Here is a 20,463-nt window from a genome sequence, read left to right as displayed (position 1 = left end):
TCATTCCGGCCACCAGCACAGGCAGCGCTGAGTGACGACATCCGAAACCAGACGCAGCGGTGATGCGCCTGCGTCGATGACCTTAACGCAGCGCGCGACGGCCTCATCCCGGGCTGCCTCGCTGTCTTCCGGGTGAGCCAGACCTGGGTGTTCCGTCAGCTGGTCGAGTTGAACCCGCTGGTCTGACCCGTGGGGGAAAAGCGCGACGTAGCCCGTCTGGTTTTCCACCAGATCCATAAAAAAGTGTGAGCCATAAGACAGCTCGGGCACCAGTCCACGCCCAAGGTCGGCCACCTCGGCCAGAACCGTCACACGGTGGATGTCCGAAAAACGTACGGGCACGCCCAGTTCCGGGCTGCTGGCCCCCCACCGGCCGGGGCCGATCAGCAGCACCCGGTCGTCGGCTTCAAGGTGCCGGTTCCAGTCTCCGATCAGTCGGGCAACTGACTGCTTTTGCGTTTGAGAAAGCGGTGCGTAGGCTTCTGCGTCGACCCAGAGAACGCGGTTGAAGGTCCAGTCCATGGTGCCGCCCATAACCTGCCCTTGGGTCTGAAACAGCACCCGTTCATCCGGAACTGACTGGGGGAACTCTACCGCGCGCTCTGCCCCCAGAGTCCCGAGTGGGCGGCACTGCACCAGGTTGACATGGGGCGTACCCTGATCGTCGAGCCTCAGGGTGAATTCGGTATCCACCGGTTGGCCATAAGCCTGTTCCAGCCGCTGCAGGCAGCGTTGCAGTTGGGTAACGAAGGCAGTCTGGTTCAGCAAGGCCTGAAACGTCAGTCGCCAGATCGGGCTGGTTAGGTTCAGTTCCCGGGCGCGTTGGCTGGCCTCCCGGTCGACTTCAGCCAGGTGATCAAACGGCAGGTCGGTCGCCTCCGCCGCAAGGCGTTGCAATGGCACGGTGGTCAGGCCAGTGCCGGTGATATCCAGTACATCCACCTGATGCTGTGAATGCTGGTAGCGTTCTTCCCGGTTCCGGTAAGGCTGCTTGTTCGGATGATCCAGGGCGATCATGGCGGCATGATCACCGCTGATGCGATCCACCGCCCGGGTGCCCAACCCCATCACCAGGCGAACCATGCCGGCGCCCGGGTCCATGTTTTCATCCCAGACGTAGGCGTTACGTGATACCGCGACTCCGGCGGCATCGGGCAGGTAATAGGATTCGTGGTAGCAGCCATTGACGCGTTGAATTAACAAGGCCATTGATTCTTCCTGGCCGAGCAGCCCCCGTTGCTCGCGGTAATGCAGAGCGTCATGATTGAAAGCTGACGCATAGACGGTGAGAATTGCCTGCTCGAGCGCCGCCAGCCGTTCGTCCGGGCTGCCCTGGTTAACCAGAAACACGCTCTCGTATTTGCCAGCAAAGGCGTTGCCAAACCCATCTTCCAGCACGCTGCTGGAGCGAACCATGATCGGGTATTGACCATAGTAGTCGAGCAGGCGTTCCAGCCCCTGGCGAATTTCCGTCGGGAAGGAGCCGCTTAGAATGGCGTTACGCAAAGCGGGTGCATCTCGGTAGACGCCAGTCGCTGTTCGCTGCTGCACGATGTGCACCCAGCAGTCGTTGTGTACCAGAAACGAATAAAACGCATCAGCGCCCAGGTGCCATGAATCGTGTGGGTCGAGGCTGTTTGCGGTTAACTCGGGCTCATCACGAGCCAGAATCGCCCGGGCGAGTACCATACCCACAGCCTTGCCGCCAATAAACCCGCTGCCGATCAGCCGCTGCCGAATGCCGACCAGGTCGGCCAGAGACAGGTAGGCTCGGGCCAGCGATAGCATGCGAGGCTGGCGCGCGATCAGTACGGTCAGAATCCGTTCTTTGAGGGTGTCGTCCTCACCGGCGTCGGCCACGAGGTGCTCGGCCTGAACAAAGAGCGTGTCCCAGTAATCCAGCGCGAGGCGTTGACTGTCTGCGTTGTTGTGTTGCGCTATCTCGGCTTGAAGCGCCGTCGCCGAGGCGCTGTCCCGTACAGGTTCGAAGCGGTCGTCTGAGTGCCAGAGGTGTGGCAAGAACAGGGTCGGGCGGTGGCGTTGCCAGACTTTCACCGGCTGCAGTTGGCGGGACGATTCGTGATGGTGGATATCGATCAGCACCTGGGTTGTCTCGCGAATGCGCGCCACGGTGGCGCCCGAATGGCGCCGGGCATTCAGGGCGAAATAGGCGACGGTGTCCAGTTCATACAGGTAGGGGCACACCACCTGAAAAAAGTGACCGACCATGGTGTCGGTGGCCCAGGCGTCGAGCAGTTCCGAGAGACTGTCGAACACGTAAAAGGCACCAGGGCCGTAATCGGTAATCAACTGCCAAACGCGCTGGGTGAACGACTCGAAACCGCCTTCCGCCTCAATAGCCACCACCCGCACACCGGGGCCGGCCTCAAGCAGTGGTGCTTGTTGCCCAAAACGCACGTAGATGATGTCACGGCTTTGCGTTACGGCGGCTTCGGCAAAAAGCGTGACCAGACGCCGGTAATCATCGAGGTCGCTGACCCGCCAGACGACGTTGTCGCCAATGCGCAGGTCATCGAGCAGACGGTCGAGCTGGCTTAGTCCGGTGGAAACCCTTGGGAGGTCCGTCATTCAGTCGCCTTCTTCTTCCTGAGCATAGAGTTCAAGCCCATCGTACGGATGCGCTTTCAGGGCCGCCAGGCGACAGGCCAGATCGCCGCTGTGTATCTCCAGCTTGTGCCCGTCCGGGTCCAGAAAATAGAGCGAATCGCCTTCGCTTTTGTTGTCTTTCCAGACAGTGGCTTTGTGCTGGTAAATGGCGTCTGCGCACGTTTCAAACGCCACCGGGTCAACTGAGAAGGCCAGATGCGTATAGTCAGCGCTTGGGCCTTGCCGGGTTTGTGCGTCGAGCGACAGGCAGATCCAGTCGTTACCCGCTTCAAGGTAAGCACCTCTGGCCCACTTCGCCACCGGTTTTAACCCCAAGACTTTGACGTAAAAATCGAATGACCGTTCAAGGTCGCTGACAGCCAGCGTTACGTGGTTGATGCCGGTGATCATGCAGGACCCCTGTGGCTAAAAGGATGAACATTCAGGATATCTTAAAATTGAATCGAAGGTGCCACGGAGGCTCCCTAATAATTATCCGCCACGGGTGTCGAATTCAAGCTCCGTTGTTCGACGATTCAAGGCAGCGACTGTATTAAGCTATGGTTCTGCGTGCCAGTTAGCGACCCACACAAAGGAGAGTATCCGATGGTCAGTAGTTCCGAAAAGGTAGAAATGCAAAACATCAATAGTCCCGGTCACGTTGTACGGGTGGATAAACGCAAGTATGAGGCAATGAAAACAGCGCTCCTGGCGGTAATGCCAAACGCTGAACCCGGGTTGACCGTTGCCGAGCTCAAGCAACAACTGTTGCCGCTGCTACCCGAAGACCTGTTTCCGGGTGGCGACAAAGCGGGCTGGTGGCTGAAAGGCGTGCAGCTGGACCTTGAAGCGAAGGCCATTATCGTCCGGGAGAATACGAAACCGCTCAGGCTGCATTTAAATGGCGGGTCTTAGGTCGTTTATCCGTGGGTCTGCTTGCCCGTTCTGGAACAGAGTTGCTATTGTCTTGAAGCAAGCCGACTGCGTTCTCGACCATTAACTCAGAGTAAATCAGGCCATGACACATCCCAATCAACCTCTGTTCTGGCGAGATCCGCGCATGCCCCACGTGGAATTGCGCAAGGTCGATGATGGCCGCAAGGTGTGTTACGCGCCGCACAGTCATACTCAGTGGTCACTGGGTGCCATCACGGCGGGCGAGAGCACGTTTCATTACCGCGATGATCGCTACAACATCAGCGCCGGGGACCTCGTGCTGATGAATCCGGGGTGGGTGCATGCCTGCAATCCCATTGAAGACAGACCCTGGGCTTACTTCATGCTGTATGTGGATGCCAGCTGGCTGACACAGTTGCGATACGCTGCCGGGTTGCTGGAAACACCGCACTGGCAAGATATTCCTACCCCGGTTTTGGCGGGACCCGTCTGGTTTGATGGTTATTGTCGAATGGCCAACTGCTTGTTGAATCCCGAGCGAGACTTGCTGGATAAACAGACGGAAGTGGTTGAATACCTCTCTGCGCTGATGCATGAGCTGGCTGGTCAACCGGTCCTGCCTATACCCAATACACCAGCCTCTCTTCGGGAACTCGCCGTTCATCTGAACGATCACGCGGTGGACGAGATATCCCTTGATGATTTGTGCGATCGCTCAGGCTACAGCCCCGGCCATTTAATCCGAGCCTTCAAACAACATTATGGGCTCACGCCTCATGCCTATCTGATCAATCGCCGGATCCAACTGGGCCAGCGTGACCTCAAGCGGGGCACACCCATCTCTGAGGCTGCGCTAAACGCCGGCTTCAACGATCAGCCGCATTTCCAGCGCACCTTCAAACGACTGGTCGCCGCTACCCCGAACCAGTATCGCCAGACTTCACTCAACCAGCAGGTAGACGCAGCTGGCGGCGAGTAATATCGCCAGCGTTCGGTTGATGGTGATCAGTACCCCAGGGCGATGAACGTAACGGCGCAGGAAAGCGCCAGCATAAACCCAGCTCCCCAGTGACAACCAGCAAATGGGCAGGTAGAGCAGGGCAAAGAGGAGAATCTGGTGCAGATCGTCACCGCTGGTATAAGCCCCGATACCTGAGGCCGAGGCCATCCAGGCCTTGGGATTGAGCCATTGCATCAATGCTCCCGTCATGAAACCCGGCGCTTTATTGTTGTCTCCCTCCGGCAGTTGACCATCGTCCCGAAACAGCCGAACACTCAAATAGAGCAGAAAAGCGATACCGGCCCAGCGCAGCGCTTCCTGTAACCCGGGAACGACCGCCAGCATAGAATAGAGCCCCAGCCCGACGGCGATAAACAGGGCGATAAACCCCAGACTGGCACCGGTGACGAACACCAGCCCCTGCCTGAGCGGGTAACGAGTGCCGCTGGTGAGACACACCAGATTTACCGGCCCCGGTGAAATTGAGGCGGCCAGCGCAAACGCTGACATTGGCAGAACCATGGAAAGGCTCATTGCTATTCTCCTGGGTGGCAATGGCTGCAGTCTGCTATGGAGGTGGGTCAGGGTATTGCACAAAATTGAGGTGAGTATTCATTGGCAGTAATCCCCCGGACTCAGTGAGGAACTGATGTTCGATTCTGTTACGCGTCAAATACCAGCGACCGGTGAACCGCAACGCCTGCCATGGTGCCCGATGCGATGGCGAAGGTGCCGTTTTGCATGGGGTTGGATAGATCACCCGCTGCGTATATTCCTTTAACTGAACTTTCCTTCATGGCATCCACTTTAACGATGGAGCCCAGCGGTGTTTCCTCAATCTCCAGTTTCAGTTGTTCGATTAAAGGCGAGGTCAAAGTAATTCTCGGGCCTACGTACAAGCCCTGAATGGGAACCGTGCGGCCGTCTACCAGCAATACGCCTTCAATGTCAGCATCGGTGCCCAGAACCTCGACAATCGGTGAGTGTTCGAGGGTAACGCCTCGTGACAGCAGACCTGGCTGAAAGCGACAGGGTGCGAAACCAGGGTTGATCGTTATATAGTGTTTGCTTCCCTCAACGAGCAAACCGGGAGACCTCTAAATGTCAGCCAACGAACAGACTGGAGCCTGCCTGTGTGGCAAGGTCCGCATCAACGCAACACCCGAGACTTTGCATATGGTGGCTTGCCACTGTACCCAGTGCCAGACATGGGGCGGCGGGCCTTTTTTGTCGGTGGAATGCGGCGGCTCGGTGGTGATCGAGGGTGAGGAGGCTGTAGCCGTCTATTCATCGTCCCAGTGGGCTGAACGCGGGTTCTGTCGGGAGTGCGGTACGCATTTGTTTTACCGCCTGAAAAGCCAGGGCGATTATGCCATTCCGCTGGGGTTGTTTTCTGGCGAAGCGAACTGGGCGTTTGAACGCCAGCTATTTATCGATCAGAAACCCGCCTGCTATTCATTTTCGGAGCCGACTGAAAACCTGACCCGGGATGAAACGTTTGAGCGCTACGCCTGACGCCACCGGCGACGGGTGACCCGGCCCACACTACCGCTAAAAAGTCAGGAAGGCCGCCTGACAACCTGATAGAGTCAGGAAAACATATCCAAAGAAGGGGATTTATATGAAGCTCGATAAAGCATCTCGTCTGGTTACCGTTTTTTCCGTCGTTGTCGCCCTGGTGGTTGGCAGTTTGGGGTCGCAACTGGCGGTAGCCGATATTGTCGGCACTGAAACCCTGTTACAGGAGCAAAACGGTACAATAACCCGTGATGAGCTGCAGTCCCTGATTGCACGCGGGGATGTTCAACAGCAACTGATCGAGTACGGTATTTCCCCTGAAGAGGCCTCCGACCGCGTTGCCGCGCTGACCGATACCGAACTCCAGCATTTATCCCAGCACATGGACGATGAACCTGCGGGTGGCTCCGTTACGCTGATCCTGCTGATCATCATATTGATTATCCTGTTGCGTTAAACCATGCCCTTAAGGCAAACGGGCTGGTCGCTGATCATGGTGGCCGGCTTGTTAACCGGTTGCGCTACAGGCTCGCTTCAGCACAAGCAATTATCCTCCGACCCGGCTATAACCGGTCTGGCTGACAGGGTGTTGCTGGAGGAAGTGCCTTTCTTCCCTCAGGAAACCTATCAATGTGGCCCGGCCAGCCTGGCCATGCTGATGAGTCATCAGGGTAAACCGACACAGCCCGCTGAGCTGGTGGATCAGGTGTTTATTGAATCCCGACAGGGCAGTTTGCAGGCTGAAATGCTAGCCGCGACTCGTCGTCACGGGCTTCTCCCCTACGTGCATGACACCCGTTTTTCGACACTGCTGGAGCAACTGGCGGCCGGGCATCCCGTTCTGGTGTTTCAAAACCTTGGCTTTGGCTTCTATCCGGTCTGGCATTATGCCGTTGTCATTGGCTACGACCTGGACGACGAAGTCATGGTATTGCATTCCGGCACAACGGCTGGCCTGGAACGCGATTTCAGACGCTTCGAACTGGAATGGCGCGGTGGCGATTACTGGGCGATGACCATGCACCGGCCGGGTGAGCTTCCAGTCAACGCAAAGCCCATCGCCTATCTGGAAGCGACGGCCGGTCTGGAGCAGGCGGAACAATTAGAGGCGGCCGCACTGGCCTACCAGGCGGCTACAGAGCGTTGGCCAGATCAATTGATCGCCTGGATGGGCCTCGGCAACGTTCGTTACCGCCAACAGCAGTTTGAAGCAGCCCAGCACGCCTACCAGCAGGCACTCAGACTTGATGCCGATAGTGCCGCTGCGCATCATAATCTGGCCTGGGCCCTGATGCGTCAGCAAGAATACGAAGCGGCTTATGAGCCTGCCCGTGTCGCGAACCGTCTGGCTGACGAGCAGGGCGAGCGCTACCGAAGCGCCTGGCAGGCCTGGCAGGCCAATAACAAATAGTGCTTTTTCCGACTCCCGGGTGTTAGGACACGGCGGCCCCTAATCCAGGTGCTCGATCGTTTGCCGTGAAGTCCGGTTCTACCTGGTAACCTGCGCTCTGCAGGGCATTGGCCAAGGCCACTTTGTTGCTCACGCCCAACTGACCATAAACCTGACGCAGGTAGGTTCGCACAGTTGCAGGCGTTAAGCCTAACGACCTTGCCACCTCCTTGTAGGACTGACCCTGGGCGTACAACAACGCTGCGCTTAGTTCGCGCGGTGGAGGGAGGCCGTCTTCATGTTGAGTAAGTGTTAGAGAGGCGAGTTTGCCACAAGGTTGCACCATAAGGCCGGTTCGGTCGCGCGGGTGACGAGGCTGCTGTTGTGACGCAGGCAGGGTATCTAACAGAAGGCAGTACAGTGCCTTGCCAGTCTTTAAAACGTTCGCCCAGCACCCGGCCCAATTGTTTGCCGATGTAGAGTATGCGGCCGGTCGATGTGGTTAGTGCGGCACGGTCCCAGTGGTTGCGAAAACGGCCATAGTTAGCCTGGTGCAGGCAGCGAATCCAGCCATTCAGCAGGTGTGTTCCGTATTCCTCCAGCCAGAGGGCATCCAACTGGGTAAAACCCGTCCGGGTCTCGTTTCGATAAATGGAAATGAAAAATAACAGTCCGCTTGGCTGGAACTGCAGTGTCACTGCCAAACAATGGTAAAGCCGGTGGCGGCGGGCAAAGGCGTTAACAGTGGCGCCTCCCGGTTTTTCATCTTCAGTGGAGCTATTGTAGAGAATAGCCTTGCCCAATTGGTTGATAGAAGCTCGCGCAAAGTTGTCGCTCTGGGCTATTGCGTTCCATTCCTCGGCAAACTGTGGACTCAGCCCGATGCTGCCGTGCATCAGGTTCTTAGCATCGCCGTGAGGAGAATCGGCCTCTACCTGGCCCCACCAGGCTGAATCGAACGGGACCAGTGACTGGAGGGCGGATACGGCCTTAAGCAGCCAGGCTTCAGGATCGGTGGTGGCTGTCGGGTCGGGGAGGTTCAGCAGGCACTGACTGAAGGCACGCAACTGAGTGGTGGTTGGGCTCATGGCGGTCTCCCAGACGATTGAGCGAAGCCAAATAACCTCGCCACTGTTCAACTGCAGGTATACCGCTGACCCCCGGCCTTGTCAAAGCCAGGGGTTGGCTGATCACTGTTAAAGCTGTTCAGCCACTGCTTTGAAAAAGTTGATGTTCGGTTCTTCCCAGCCCAGCGGGTCAGTCGAGTAACTTAACTTGACGATGACCACATCGCGCTCGGGGTCGATGTAGATGAACTGATTGAACAGGCCAATGGCGGCGTAAGCATCTGAATCGGTCAGAGTCCACCACTGGTATTGGTAGCCCAGCGATGCGCCTGGCTCGTAGGGTTCATAGCCAGCGTCCGGTATGGTGGAAGCACTAACCCAGTCGGACGGTACGACCTGGCGGCCATTGGCTTGCCCGTCATTGAGCATCATCAGTCCGAAACGTCCCAGGTCCCGCAAGGTGGCATTAAAACCTGCACCATAGAATTCATCGCCGACCGGTTCCGGCCCGTCCATAATCCAGTAAGCCGGGTGCTCCATGCCAGCAGGCTGCCAGAGTTTTTCAGACATATATTCGGAAACCTTGGTGCCGGTTGCTGCGGCCAGCAGACAGCCCAGAACGCTGGTATCCAGCGTGGCATAGTTAAAAGTTTCGCCGGGCGTCACCTTTGGTTCGGAGCGTTCGGCGTAATCGCACCAGCGGTAGTTATAGGCGACCAGCGCGTTGTCGTGTACTTCGGTCAGCTGTGTGTCACTGCCGAACTCATAGCGCTCTTCCCAGTTAACCCCGGAGCGCATGCTGAGCACTTGCTCAATCGTCACACCATCGTAGCCGGAGCCCGCCATGGCCGGTAAATAGTCGGTGACCTTGTCATCCAGGCTGCCGATGGCGCCTTCGCTCTGGGCGATGCCGATGAGGGTGGCGATAATGGATTTGGACACGGAGAACACCGTATGCCGGGTAGCCGGAGTCATGCTGTTTCGATATTGCTCGTGAACGATGGTTCCGTCTTTGATGACCAGCAAGCCGTTTGTTCTGGTTTTTTCCAGGAAAGCTTCCAGGTCGTAGTCCTCACCTTCGAATTGAAACGGACCGTTCAACGCCGTGGCGTTTGACGGCAGGTGCCAGGCCTGGCTGCCGGCGGCAACGGTCCGGGTAGCAAAGAGTTTGTTCATGTGCTGGAAAGTCAGGTAATTAAGGCCTGGAAAAAACATACTGGCCCGGGCGCTTACCAGCGTATCGCTGGTCCAGTCGGTGGGCTCTGCCATGGCCGGGCTCAACAGAGACAGCATGCAGGACAGTGCTGCAACGGCGAGGGGTTTGGTCGGATTCATGCGGTGACTCCTGTTATTGTTTTGGGATGGTCACCGTCATGCTAGGAGGATTAAATCGCCGTAGTAACCTCTGCAAATGCAGGGGTCGGGATCGTTGGTTTTATCTGGTTACGTTTTGCGCACCAGCACCGCCGCCCGAAAGCGCTGCTTGCCATAGCGGGTCATGGCGTCCATCGCCTCTATGGGCACCGGCATAAACTGGTTGTCGAAGGCGGACTGCGCCTCGTCTTCATCAATTTCCGGGTCGTTCAGGTAGGCGTGGTGCTCGTCTTCACCAACCCACCAGACCCAGTGCGGGGCTTTGTTGCGATTCAGTCTCCAGGTGCTGATCAGTACCAGAATTTGCCATCCGGCCTGGCGCAGGTCATGGGCTTCGTTCGCCATCAGTACACGCTGATGCAGTCCAATGCCCCTGGCCTGGGCTTCTTCCAGAAACTGGTTGTGAACATCAATCATCACCTGGCGCTTGTGCTCAACACGCACACTGTCAATAAAAGGCGGCTCCAGATGGCTGGCCCATACTTCGGCTTCAAAACCGCGTTTGTCGGCGGCCAGTGCCAGCCCAAGGGGCGATGTGCCACCAAGGCCCGTGGTCATATAGACGGTCGTGGCTTCGCGCCACAGCTGGATTTCCTGGGCCCGGTTCAGCGGTTGTGCCGGGTCTAGGTGGTTCAGGGCCATCATTAACGCGGCCGGTCCACAGGTGAATGGCGTCGACTGAGAGTAATAGGGTCGTAACGGGTGTTGCGACAGTTGGCTGTGCAGCCGTTTTTCCAGGGAAAAAGCGTCTCCACCATCCACATAGTAACCGTTTCGACGCTGCAGGATTTTATAACCCTGCGCTTTGTAGAGCGCCAGGGCTGCCGCATTACCGTCGCGTACCTCAAGTCGCACGAAGCGGCACTGGGTATCGATTGCCTCGGTTTCCAGTGCCTGTAATAACTGTTTGCCCAGCCCCATGCCACGTGCATCAGGCGAGACAGCGAGTGAGTATATACGCGCCAATACGGTGCCGCGACGGTGCAGCAACAGGCCGTAACCCAATAGAGTGCCCTTGTCGCTTTCGGCAACGAGCAACCGGTCTTGCGGCTGACGTAAAAAGCGTTGAAAGCTGCGGCGGCTGATCTGATCGTAATCGAAGCATTGGTTTTCGAGCGAAACGAGGGCACCGAGATCGGCTGGTCGAGCAAGCCGAATTTGCATAAAGACAGTTCCTGGCGGTTGGATGAATGAGCTTGTATAGACTAGGTTAAAAAAGCGGTCAGCAGAGGGTGGATTTCCATAAATATCACACTCGGCCATCTTGCGTTTTCAACCGTGTAGCGCACACTTTCAACGCCTGCGGGATCGGTGTGATGGTCACCCGGTTAAGCCCGCAACCTGGAATGCAAAAAGGACCCTAGTGACTACGTTAAAACTGGTTATCGACCGTGATTCGGACTGGAAAGCCTACTACCCTTCAGACGACGTCACCTCGGCGCAGCGTTATATCGATGAATCGCCGCTGACGCCACATCGCATCATCAACCTGTGCCGCAACTATCAGTACCAGAGCCGGGGCTATTATGTCTCGCTGCTGGCCGAAGCGCGTGGCCACAAAGTCATTCCGTCGGTGAAAACGCTGACCGACCTGGCGCAGCCGGCCGTTTATGGCGTGCTGGATCACAGCATTCAAAAGCCGTTAAACACCCTGGCCGGTGAAGAGACCCGCTGGCGCTGGAACATCTATTTCGGGCAATGCGATTTCCCGGGGCTCGCGGAAGCGTCGCGGCAATTGTTCGAACGGTTCCCGGTGCCCATTCTGAGCGTGACGGTACAGAAGAAAACCAACTGGCAACTGGCGTCGATCAAGGCATTGGGTCTGCACTCATTGTCCGAGCCGGAAGAGGGTGTGTTTGCCGAAAGCCTGGAGCGGTTTTCCAGGAAAGTCTGGCGCGCGCCGCGCGCCCAGCGCCGTTACCGCTACGACCTGGCGATTCTGATCAACGACAAGGAAACCACGCCGCCCAGTGATAGGGGCGCTCTGAAAAAGTTTGAACGGGCGGCGCATCGGCAGGGCATGGATGTCGATTTTATTCAGCCATCAGATTACTACCGCCTGGCCGAATACGACGCCCTGTTCATTCGTGAAACCACCAACGTGAACCACCACACCTATCGCTTTTCGCGCAAGGCGGCCCACGAAGGCATGGTCGTGATGGACGACCCGGACAGCATTTTGCGCTGTACTAACAAGATCTACCTGGCCGACCTGATTCGCACCCGACATTTGCCCGCGCCGAACAGCCGGGCCATTACCTCCACGCAACACAGCGTGCTGGTGGATCTGGAGGCTTCACTCGGCTTTCCCATGGTGATCAAGATTCCGGATGGCTCGTTTTCAAAGGGCGTGGTTAAGGTAACGGATTTAACTAGCTTGAAAAAAACGGCCGATGAACTTCTGAAGCAAAGCGCCATTATTCTGGCCCAGGCTTACGTGCCGACCGATTACGACTGGCGCATTGGCGTGCTCAACGGCCGGGCCATCTATGCCTGCCGCTATTTCATGGCCAAGGGGCACTGGCAGATCTACAACCATTCGGCCAAGCCCAGCCAGCAAAGCGGTGGCTTTGAGACCGTGCCAACGCATGAAACGCCGCGCGTGGTGTTGAAGGCAGCGCTGGATGTTGCCAGTGCCTTTGGCGATGGCTTGTATGGTGTCGATCTGAAGCAGCGTGGCGACGACGTTTACATCATTGAAGTAAACGATAACCCCTCGATCGACAGTGGCGTGGAAGACGCCTGGTCCGGCGACGGGTTGTACGACACCATTATGAGTGAGTTCCGTCAGCGTCTGGATCGCCGTTAACGGGGGCCGGCTTCGTGGCTAAATAGCGCAGCAGCACTTGCTGCAATTGCTGGTAGCGAAACGGCTTGGTGATGAAATCCGACATACCAGCTTCCAGGCAGCTGTGGTGGCTTTCGGTGGTGGCATTGGCAGTGAGTGCAACAATGGGGGTCAGGTCGCCCCGGGCAATCAGTTGCCGGGTGGCGTCGAGCCCGTCGAGGCCCGGCATTTGAACGTCCATCAGAATCAGGTCGAAGCGCTCCCGGGCACAGCGCTCCAGCACCTGATGACCGTCGCTGACCAGCGTCACGGTCACGCCGGCCTTTTCCAGCATGCGCCGGGCAATTGTCTGATTGACCGGGTTGTCTTCTGCCACCAGCACCGAACCGGTCAGGGCCGGGTGCGAGCGTTCGGGCTCTGGTTGGATGTTCAGGCGAGCCGAAGGCGGGTCAATTTTGGGCAGCGTCAGCACCAGGCGGAATTCACTGCCACGACCGAACTGGCTGTCGAGCTCAATGCGCCCGCCCAGCAGCTGGGCCAGTTGCTGGCTGATCGCCAGCCCGAGCCCGGTACCGCCATAGCGGCGGCTGGTCGAGGCATCGGCCTGATGAAACGGCTGAAACAACAGCAGTTGTTTCGACCGGGAGATGCCAATGCCAGTGTCTCTAACGCGCAGACAAACGTCGTAGTCGCCGTCTTTATCGGTTAGATCCATACTGACTTCCACCGTGCCGCGTCCGGTAAATTTAATGGCATTGCCCACCAGGTTCAGCAGTATCTGGCGGATCTTGGCATCGTCGGCATTGACCCAGGCCGACGCCTGAGGCGGGGGTAAAAAATTCAAACCAATGCCCTTGGCGCGCGCCTGGGCATAAAACACACGAGTGGACGATTCGATCAACTCTATCAGGTCAAACGGCTGGTTGTCGGGATGCTGATGCCCGGAATCGAGTCGGCTGTAATCGAGTACATCATTGATTTGTGATAACAGCGCCTCTGATGATTGCTCCAGCGTTCCGATCAGTGACTTGTGTTCTTCCTTGTCGGGCGATTCGGAGAGCAATTGAATGGTGCCGATAATCCCGTTAAGCGGGGTGCGAATTTCGTGGCTCATATTGGCCAGAAAGTGAGACTGAACGCGATTGGCCTTTTCGGCCGCCAGGCGCAAATTGCGGTTGCGGTTGAAGGCCCACAGTAATACAACCAGCAAACCGGCTCCGAGTGCACCCAGTGTGAGCAGTACCGTGCGGATTTGCTGGTAAGCCTGCTGCACCCGCTCTCCCCGTGCATCGGCCTGCGACATGGCGTTTTCCGTCAGCCTCGAAATGCGGTACCGGAAAGACTCTATCCAAGTTTCGAGTACGGGTAATAACCGGCGTGCGTAGTCGTTGGTCATCTCGTATATGAAAGCTTCATCGGCACGCAAACGGTTAAGTATGCTATTGACCTGATTGTAAACCTGAGTGTCGTAGGCGCGGGCGAAATCGCCGGTTTCACCCTGGGTCAATAGTGCTGCGCGGCTCCATAAAATCTCGGCCGAGATGGACGCTTCTTCCTGGTACTGGCCGGAAGGGTTTTCCAGGTAGAGCGCCAGCGCTCCACGTAGACGTTCCATTTCCAGCTGCAACTGGGTGATGTGCCAGACACGATCGTCACGCAGTTGGTCGCGATACACACTGATCTCGCCAGAGACGCGCACGATAAGGATACTCAGCCAGATCAACATGAGCACGAACGACACCACCCAGGCGGTGATGAATCCAATGCGGTTTAACATGCCTCAGTCCAGTACGCTTAAGGCTTGCAACTGCCAGACCGACCAGGCACGGACATCGCGGGTCAGCAGATCTGGGTGTTCACTCCAGGGAAAGACGATCCAGAAGGGGCCCTTGTCCTTAATGCGCATCAGCTCGCCGTTCATGTGTACCGCCAGAAAGGCGTGCGCCGCCAGTACCTGGTTAACCGGCAGGTTGATGGAATAATTGTTCAGCCCCCGGGCATTCACCCAGCCCTGCTCGATCCCCGCTTCAGCCAGTACTGCGGCCAGCGGCGCCCCGCGAAAGGTCAGGCTGCCATCTGTCCAGGGGGTTTCGGTAACCACCTCCTGATCCGATAGCGCCAGAATGTCTGCCTGGCTGAAGCTGAACTCGCCGTCAGGCCCGGTTATCAGCAGGGGTTCTGCCCAGGCAGGTACCACCAGGGCAATCAGAACCGACACCCGCCATAAGGCACGGCGAACCGGCTTTAGCAAACCGCGGTAGCTGACCATAACAGCGGGTGCATGACGAGTAGGGTTGGGAGCTGATTGCATGGAAACTACTTCTGCGAATGGAATGGTAAGAGCATAGAAAACCGGGAAGGAGGTGTCGATAGGTAAAGTGTGAACGAGCCGACTTTGCTGCGCCTCAGGTGATGATCAGCCAACGAAATGCCCCATTGTACCCGTGACAGCACAGACCGGATGTCCGATCATGGTGCAATCACCGTTCAAGTACGGCCACAGACATACCGGGGAATGCTATGAGTTACTCGACACTGGAGAAAACCTTTCATCGCCTGGCCCAACTGGGCCATGCCGAGGCCATGCTGAGCTGGGACCAGCATGTGATGATGCCGCCCAAGGGCAACGCGGCCCGCAGTAAGGCCATGGCTGAACTGACCGTTCTGCGAACCGAGATACTGCAGGACGAGCGTCTTTCCGACCGCTTTGACGAGGCGGAACAGGAAGCCGACCTCACCGACTGGCAGCAGGCCAACCTGCGTGAAATGAAACGGTCCTGGCAACAAACCCGTGCCATTCCCAAAGATCTGGTCGAAGCCCAGTCGCTGGCCAGCAGTGAATGCGAACACGCCTGGCGAACCCTCAGGCCCAACAACGACTGGGCCGGTTTCGAGCCCCTGCTGCAACAGGTCTTCGATCTGGCGGGCGAAGCGGCCGCTGCCTATCAGGACGCATTGGGCGCCGACCGCGGCTACGCCAATGCCTACGACGCCCTGATGGATCAGTATGACCCAGGCACGACCATGAGCCGCATTGACCCGGTGTTTGACCGGTTGAAGGCCGAGCTACCAGGTACGCTGCAACAGATTCTGGAACGCCAGTCGCAGCGGCCTACGCCGAATAAACCGGAACGACCCATCGCTATTACACAGCAGGATGCCCTGGCTCGAGCCCTGATGTCGACCCTGGGGTTCGATTTCGACGCCGGTCGTCTCGACCAGACTGCCCACCCGTTCAGCGGCGGCGTGCCGGCCGACAGCCGCATTACCACCCGTTACGATGAACACAACGTTATCGAAGGCCTGATGGGCGTGATCCACGAAACCGGCCACTCCCGCTATGAAACCGGCTTACCACAAGCCTGGACCAGCCAACCCGTCGGGCAGGCGATGGGCATGGGTGTGCACGAAAGCCAGAGCCTGTTCTTTGAAATGCAACTGGGCCGCTCCCGCCCCTTTATCGATGCCATCGCTCCGATGGTGCGCCAGCATCTGGGTGACGACCCGGCCTTCAGTGCCGACAACCTGCACGCCCTCTACACCCGGGTAGAGCCAGGCCTGATTCGGGTCAATGCCGACGAGGTGACGTACCCGTCACACGTCATCCTGCGTTACGAACTGGAGCGCGACATCATCCTCGGCAACGCCAGCGTCAAAGACATTCCCGAGCGCTGGAACCAGGCCATGTCCGACCTGCTGGGGCTCGATACCCGAGGCGACTACCGCAATGGCCCGATGCAGGACATCCACTGGCCCATGGGCGCCATCGGCTACTTCCCCTCCTACACCCTGGGTGCCCTGAACGCCGCTCAACTGCACGCTGCCTTGTTACGGGACGTTCCCGACGCTGCTGAACGCATAGCCCAACTGGACCTTGCGCCCATCTTCGACTGGCTGTCGCGAAACATCTGGCAACAGGGTCGCTTTAACAATTACGACGACCTGATGACCCAGGCCACCGGCGAAGTGCTGAACCCCGATTACTTCCTGGACCATCTTCAGTCGCGGTACTTGTCGGCTTAATGTTGGGTTGTCTCCTGTGGCGGGAGTTCGTGTCGGATGCCGGGTATGCCTCACCGGGGTCGGCGTGAACCCGTCCATGGGGCCTAGGCCGCAACATCCCTGTTGCGGACTTCCCCGGAGAGGCATACCCGGCACCCGACACTTAGTGTTTTGCCACCACTTCCCCTTACAAAAGCCGGTCTATTAGACCCGTGTAATGAGTATCGCGGTAGGCAGAAGTGATGGTAATAGGCATCGGAATCGAGTTGGCTTGACCGGGGTGACTCTAGGGCTACCCGGTGGCCTGCACGCACTAGGCCACCGAAATAAAAATAACCACCGTATTGGAAGTTTAAGCAACCACGGAATCAGTCAGTCATCCAGCATCTGCAAAATACGCGCTTTGAGCATCTCAATGGCAACGCGGTTTTTGCCGCCGCGAGGCACGATGATGTCGGCGAATTGCTTGGTCGGTTCGATGAACTCCAGAAACATCGGGCGGACGGTGCGCTTGTATTGCTCAATGATCGATTCGACCGTGCGGCCACGCTCGGCGATATCGCGTTGCAGGCGGCGCAGCAGGCAGATATCGAGTGGGGTGTCCATGAACACCTTGGCGTCGAGGCGCTTGCGAATGGCTTTGTCGTGCAACAGTAGAATGCCCTCAATGATGACGATGCGGGCGGGCTTGAGCGGGAACGTCTCATCGGAGCGATTGTGAATGGTGTAATCGTAGATCGGGATCTCGACGTCCTTGCCCGAATGCAGTGCATCCATGTGTTGGATCAGCAAATCGTGATCGAAGGCATTGGGGTGGTCGTAATTGATTTCCGTGCGTTCTTCGATGGTCAGGTTGCCCTGCTCGCGGTAATAGCTGTCTTCCTTGATGATCGCCAGTGCCGAGTCGCCCAGCTCTTGTTTCAATTCCTGATAGATCGTGCCTGCAAGCAGGCTCTTGCCGGAGGCAGAGGCACCGGCGATGCCGATGAAAATGGGGGTGACAGACATGAAAGGCTTCCAGCAAATGACTAAAGAATGGCTGGGTAAGCATTGTAGCAAGGCACCGCAGACTTGTCTTTGATCAAATGTTCAGGAAAAACAGGCAGCGGAAGACTTGTAATAAAATTACAGACCCCGTGATTCTCGACCCTACAGGGTCTACAATGGCGATCCCATTTTAAACGACGTCCCCTAAGGAACTGCCATGTCTGTGATCAAAATGTCTGACCTCGATCTGGCCGGTAAGCGCGTACTGATCCGTCAGGACTTGAACGTGCCACTGGATGACCAGGGCAAGGTCACCTCGGATAACCGCATTACCGCCTCGCTGCCGACCATTAAAGCAGCCCTCGAGCAGGGTGCCAAGGTCATGATCATGTCGCACCTGGGCCGTCCGGAAGAGGGCGAATTCGACGAAAAAGCGTCACTGGCCCCTGTTGCTGCCTACATGAGCCAACTGCTCGGGCAGGACATCCCGTTGATTCGCGACTGGGTTGACGGTGTCGACACCGACGCCTCGGTCGTCATGTTGGAGAACGTTCGCTTCAACAAAGGCGAAAAGAAAAACGACGACGCCCTGTCGAAGAAAATGGCCGCCCTGTGCGACGTCTACGTCATGGACGCTTTCGGCACCGCCCACCGGGCTCAGGCTTCTACCCATGGTGTCGCCAAGTACGCCCCCGTCGCCTGTGCCGGTCCGCTGCTCGCCGGCGAACTGGAGGCCCTGGCCAAAGCCATGGATAACCCGGCCCGGCCGATGGTCGCCATCGTCGGCGGTGCCAAGGTATCGACCAAACTGACCGTGCTGGAAAGCCTGTCGAAAGTCTGCGATCAACTGATCGTCGGTGGTGGCATCTCCAACACCTTTGTCGCCGCGCGCGGCTACAATGTGGGTAACTCCCTGCACGAGAAAGACCTGATTCCGCAGGCGAAAAAACTGATGGAAGAACTCGATATCCCCGAGCCGATCGACGTACGTGTCGGCAAAGAGTTCAGCCCCAAAGCCGAAGCCGTGATTAAGCCGGTCGATCAGGTGCAGGACGACGAGGAAATCATGGACCTCGGCCCGGAAACCGCCAAGCGCTTTGCCGAAGTGATCAAAAACGCCAAAACCATTCTGTGGAATGGGCCCTGCGGCGTATTTGAATTCGACAACTTTGCTCATGGCACCCGTGATGTTGCTGAAGCCATTGCCGACTCCGGTGCGTTCTCAGTACTGGGTGGTGGCGATGTGATCGCCGCGGTGCAAAAATTCGGCATGGAAGATCGCTTCTCCTACATTTCTACTGGCGGTGGTGCCTTCCTGGAATTTGTGGAAGGCAAAGTGTTGCCTGCCGTTGAAATTCTGGAACAACGCGCTAAGGGTTGAGGAAAGGATAGCTTTTAGTACTCAGTACTCAGTACTCAGTACTCAGATTTAGATTTGGCACCATTCCGAGTGGCGGGTGCCGGGTTACCCTGCCCGGGGATGTCCGCAGCATGGACTAAAACGCCAGGAGCGTTTTAGCATGAGCGCAGCGAGCCCGAAGGGTGAATCCCATGGATGGGATGAATATCATGCGGTCAAGGCCCCATGGATGGGTTCACGCCGACCCCGGACAGGGTAACCCGGTATCCGCCACGGATCCCTGGCAACGTAATCTGAGTCGCCAGGAGCCAGACAACAATAAGCGGTAGCCACTGGAAGGGGTGCCGTTCATCGACAGCAGAGGATACGACTCATGTCTCAAAAAGTACTCGACGTAGTAAAACCCGGTGTTGTTACCGGTGACGACGTTCAGAAAATTTTTGCCATCGCCAAGGCCGAGAAGTTCGCACTGCCGGCGGTGAATTGCATAGACACCAATACCGTTAACGCCGTGCTGGAAACGGCCGCTCGCGTGAAATCACCCGTGATCATTCAGTTCTCGAACGGTGGCGCCGGCTTCTTTGCGGGTAAAGGTTTGAAACTGGAAGGCCAGGGCACCCAGGTGCTCGGCGGTATTGCCGGTGCCAAATACGTGCACGCCGTTGCTGAAACCTATGGTGTTCCGGTGATTCTGCATACCGACCACGCTGCTCGTAAGTTGCTGCCATGGATCGACGGCATGCTCGACGAAGGCGAAAAGTTTTACGCCCAAACCGGTAAGCCGCTGTTCTCCTCGCACATGATCGACCTGTCAGAAGATTCGCTGGAAGAAAACATCACCACTTGCTCGGAATACCTCGCCCGCATGGCCAAAATGGGCATGACGCTCGAGATCGAACTGGGTGTGACCGGCGGTGAAGAAGACGGTGTCGACAACAGCCATCTCGATGCCTCCAACCTCTACACCAAGCCCGAAGACGTCGCCTACGCCTACGAAAAACTGAACGCCATCAGCCCGCGCTTCACCATTGCCGCCTCATTTGGCAACGTGCACGGCGTTTACAAGCCCGGCAACGTCAAGCTGACGCCGACCATTCTGCGTGACTCACAGGCGCATTGTTCCGAGAAATTTGGCCTGGAAAAGAACGCACTGGATTTCGTCTTCCACGGTGGCTCGGGCTCTACCGAAGCCGAGATCGAAGAATCGATCAGCTACGGTGTCATCAAAATGAACATCGACACTGACACCCAATGGGCCAACTGGAACGGCATTCGTGAGTACTACCAGGCGCACGAAGGCTACCTGCAAAGCCAGATCGGTAACCCCGAAGGCGAAGACAGCCCGAACAAGAAATACTATGACCCGCGTGTCTGGCTGCGCAAAGCCCAGGAGAGCATGAGTGCCCGCCTGGAAAAAACCTTTGCCGACCTGAACGCGGTCGATCGCAACTGATCGACCGAACTCGCCCCGGC

Annotated in this window: 19 protein-coding genes; 9 read left to right on the top strand and 10 right to left on the bottom strand. The window is 57.4% G+C overall.

Annotated elements, in window-relative coordinates:
* Together ABJT94_RS04220 and ABJT94_RS04215 are read right to left on the bottom strand one after the other, a co-directional pair.
* A complete protein-coding gene (locus ABJT94_RS04220; RefSeq protein WP_348474413.1) occupies nucleotides 1-2,589 on the bottom strand; it encodes a PEP/pyruvate-binding domain-containing protein in 2,589 nt (862 codons plus the stop codon).
* On the bottom strand, nucleotides 2,590-3,018 hold the full coding sequence (locus ABJT94_RS04215; RefSeq protein ID WP_348474412.1) for a fosfomycin resistance glutathione transferase: 429 nt from the start codon (nucleotides 3,016-3,018) through the stop codon (nucleotides 2,590-2,592).
* A 195-nt stretch (nucleotides 3,019-3,213) separates the two neighbouring features.
* Between ABJT94_RS04215 and ABJT94_RS04210 the strand changes: the two genes are divergently transcribed.
* Complete coding sequence (locus tag ABJT94_RS04210) at nucleotides 3,214-3,522, top strand: hypothetical protein (RefSeq protein ID WP_348474410.1); 309 nt, start codon at nucleotides 3,214-3,216, stop codon at nucleotides 3,520-3,522.
* A 103-nt stretch (nucleotides 3,523-3,625) separates the two neighbouring features.
* A complete protein-coding gene (locus ABJT94_RS04205; RefSeq protein ID WP_348474409.1) occupies nucleotides 3,626-4,483 on the top strand; it encodes an AraC family transcriptional regulator in 858 nt (285 codons plus the stop codon).
* Here the strand turns inward: ABJT94_RS04205 and ABJT94_RS04200 are convergent.
* Together ABJT94_RS04200 and ABJT94_RS04195 are read right to left on the bottom strand one after the other, a co-directional pair.
* Nucleotides 4,445-5,038: a LysE family translocator gene (locus ABJT94_RS04200; protein WP_348474408.1), complete on the bottom strand. Its 594-nt coding sequence runs from the start codon at nucleotides 5,036-5,038 to the stop codon at nucleotides 4,445-4,447. The two genes, ABJT94_RS04205 and ABJT94_RS04200, sit on opposite strands and share 39 nt — an antisense overlap.
* A gap of 128 nt (nucleotides 5,039-5,166) precedes the next feature.
* Nucleotides 5,167-5,589 (bottom strand): hypothetical protein, encoded by a 423-nt coding sequence (locus ABJT94_RS04195; protein WP_348474407.1) that lies wholly within the window; start codon nucleotides 5,587-5,589, stop codon nucleotides 5,167-5,169.
* Between the two features lie 16 nt (nucleotides 5,590-5,605).
* Here ABJT94_RS04195 and ABJT94_RS04190 point away from each other — a divergent pair, with 16 nt between their 5' ends.
* The 3 genes from ABJT94_RS04190 (at nucleotide 5,606) to ABJT94_RS04180 (ending at nucleotide 7,433) form a co-directional block, all read left to right on the top strand.
* Nucleotides 5,606-6,019 (top strand): GFA family protein, encoded by a 414-nt coding sequence (locus ABJT94_RS04190; protein WP_348474406.1) that lies wholly within the window; start codon nucleotides 5,606-5,608, stop codon nucleotides 6,017-6,019.
* Nucleotides 6,020-6,125: 106 nt separating this feature from the next.
* Nucleotides 6,126-6,479 (top strand): PA2779 family protein, encoded by a 354-nt coding sequence (locus ABJT94_RS04185; protein ID WP_348474405.1) that lies wholly within the window; start codon nucleotides 6,126-6,128, stop codon nucleotides 6,477-6,479.
* Nucleotides 6,480-6,482: 3 nt separating this feature from the next.
* The gene (locus ABJT94_RS04180; RefSeq protein ID WP_348474404.1) at nucleotides 6,483-7,433 is read left to right on the top strand and encodes a PA2778 family cysteine peptidase; all 951 of its coding nucleotides are present in this window, start codon (nucleotides 6,483-6,485) and stop codon (nucleotides 7,431-7,433) included.
* A gap of 275 nt (nucleotides 7,434-7,708) precedes the next feature.
* On the opposite strand, the gene ABJT94_RS04175 is transcribed toward ABJT94_RS04180, so the two are convergent.
* From ABJT94_RS04175 to ABJT94_RS04165, 3 genes are all read right to left on the bottom strand, one after another.
* Nucleotides 7,709-8,500 carry a hypothetical protein gene (locus ABJT94_RS04175; protein ID WP_348474403.1) on the bottom strand — a complete coding sequence of 264 codons (792 nt, stop codon included), beginning with the start codon at nucleotides 8,498-8,500 and terminating at the stop codon, nucleotides 7,709-7,711.
* Nucleotides 8,501-8,608: 108 nt separating this feature from the next.
* Nucleotides 8,609-9,814 (bottom strand): serine hydrolase, encoded by a 1,206-nt coding sequence (locus ABJT94_RS04170; protein ID WP_348474402.1) that lies wholly within the window; start codon nucleotides 9,812-9,814, stop codon nucleotides 8,609-8,611.
* 108 nt (nucleotides 9,815-9,922) lie between these two features.
* Entirely contained in the window at nucleotides 9,923-11,017 is a 1,095-nt protein-coding gene (locus tag ABJT94_RS04165; RefSeq protein WP_348474401.1) for a GNAT family N-acetyltransferase/peptidase C39 family protein, read from the bottom strand.
* 199 nt (nucleotides 11,018-11,216) lie between these two features.
* Between ABJT94_RS04165 and ABJT94_RS04160 the strand changes: the two genes are divergently transcribed.
* Nucleotides 11,217-12,662 carry a RimK family protein gene (locus ABJT94_RS04160; protein WP_348474400.1) on the top strand — a complete coding sequence of 482 codons (1,446 nt, stop codon included), beginning with the start codon at nucleotides 11,217-11,219 and terminating at the stop codon, nucleotides 12,660-12,662.
* Here the strand turns inward: ABJT94_RS04160 and ABJT94_RS04155 are convergent.
* Complete coding sequence (locus ABJT94_RS04155) at nucleotides 12,625-14,418, bottom strand: response regulator (RefSeq protein ID WP_348474399.1); 1,794 nt, start codon at nucleotides 14,416-14,418, stop codon at nucleotides 12,625-12,627. The genes ABJT94_RS04160 and ABJT94_RS04155 overlap by 38 nt on opposite strands.
* A 3-nt stretch (nucleotides 14,419-14,421) precedes the next feature.
* Nucleotides 14,422-14,952: a molybdopterin-dependent oxidoreductase gene (locus ABJT94_RS04150; protein WP_348474398.1), complete on the bottom strand. Its 531-nt coding sequence runs from the start codon at nucleotides 14,950-14,952 to the stop codon at nucleotides 14,422-14,424.
* Between the two features lie 209 nt (nucleotides 14,953-15,161).
* Here ABJT94_RS04150 and ABJT94_RS04145 point away from each other — a divergent pair, with 209 nt between their 5' ends.
* Entirely contained in the window at nucleotides 15,162-16,664 is a 1,503-nt protein-coding gene (locus ABJT94_RS04145; protein ID WP_348474397.1) for a carboxypeptidase M32, read from the top strand.
* Between the two features lie 351 nt (nucleotides 16,665-17,015).
* Here the strand turns inward: ABJT94_RS04145 and udk are convergent, their stop codons facing one another.
* Nucleotides 17,016-17,651 carry a uridine kinase gene (gene udk, locus ABJT94_RS04140; RefSeq protein ID WP_213678689.1) on the bottom strand — a complete coding sequence of 212 codons (636 nt, stop codon included), beginning with the start codon at nucleotides 17,649-17,651 and terminating at the stop codon, nucleotides 17,016-17,018.
* 196 nt (nucleotides 17,652-17,847) lie between these two features.
* On the opposite strand from udk, the gene ABJT94_RS04135 reads away from it, so the two are divergent.
* Nucleotides 17,848-19,011 (top strand): phosphoglycerate kinase, encoded by a 1,164-nt coding sequence (locus tag ABJT94_RS04135; RefSeq protein ID WP_348474396.1) that lies wholly within the window; start codon nucleotides 17,848-17,850, stop codon nucleotides 19,009-19,011.
* A 352-nt stretch (nucleotides 19,012-19,363) separates the two neighbouring features.
* Nucleotides 19,364-20,443 (top strand): class II fructose-bisphosphate aldolase, encoded by a 1,080-nt coding sequence (gene fbaA, locus ABJT94_RS04130; protein WP_348474395.1) that lies wholly within the window; start codon nucleotides 19,364-19,366, stop codon nucleotides 20,441-20,443.
* The last annotated feature ends 20 nt before the right edge of the window (nucleotides 20,444-20,463 follow it).

The sequence above is a fragment of the Saccharospirillum sp. genome (assembly GCF_039982735.1).
In the GTDB taxonomy this organism is placed as follows: Bacteria; Pseudomonadota; Gammaproteobacteria; order Pseudomonadales; family Natronospirillaceae; genus Saccharospirillum.
This window is presented reverse-complemented; position numbering and strand designations above follow the sequence as displayed.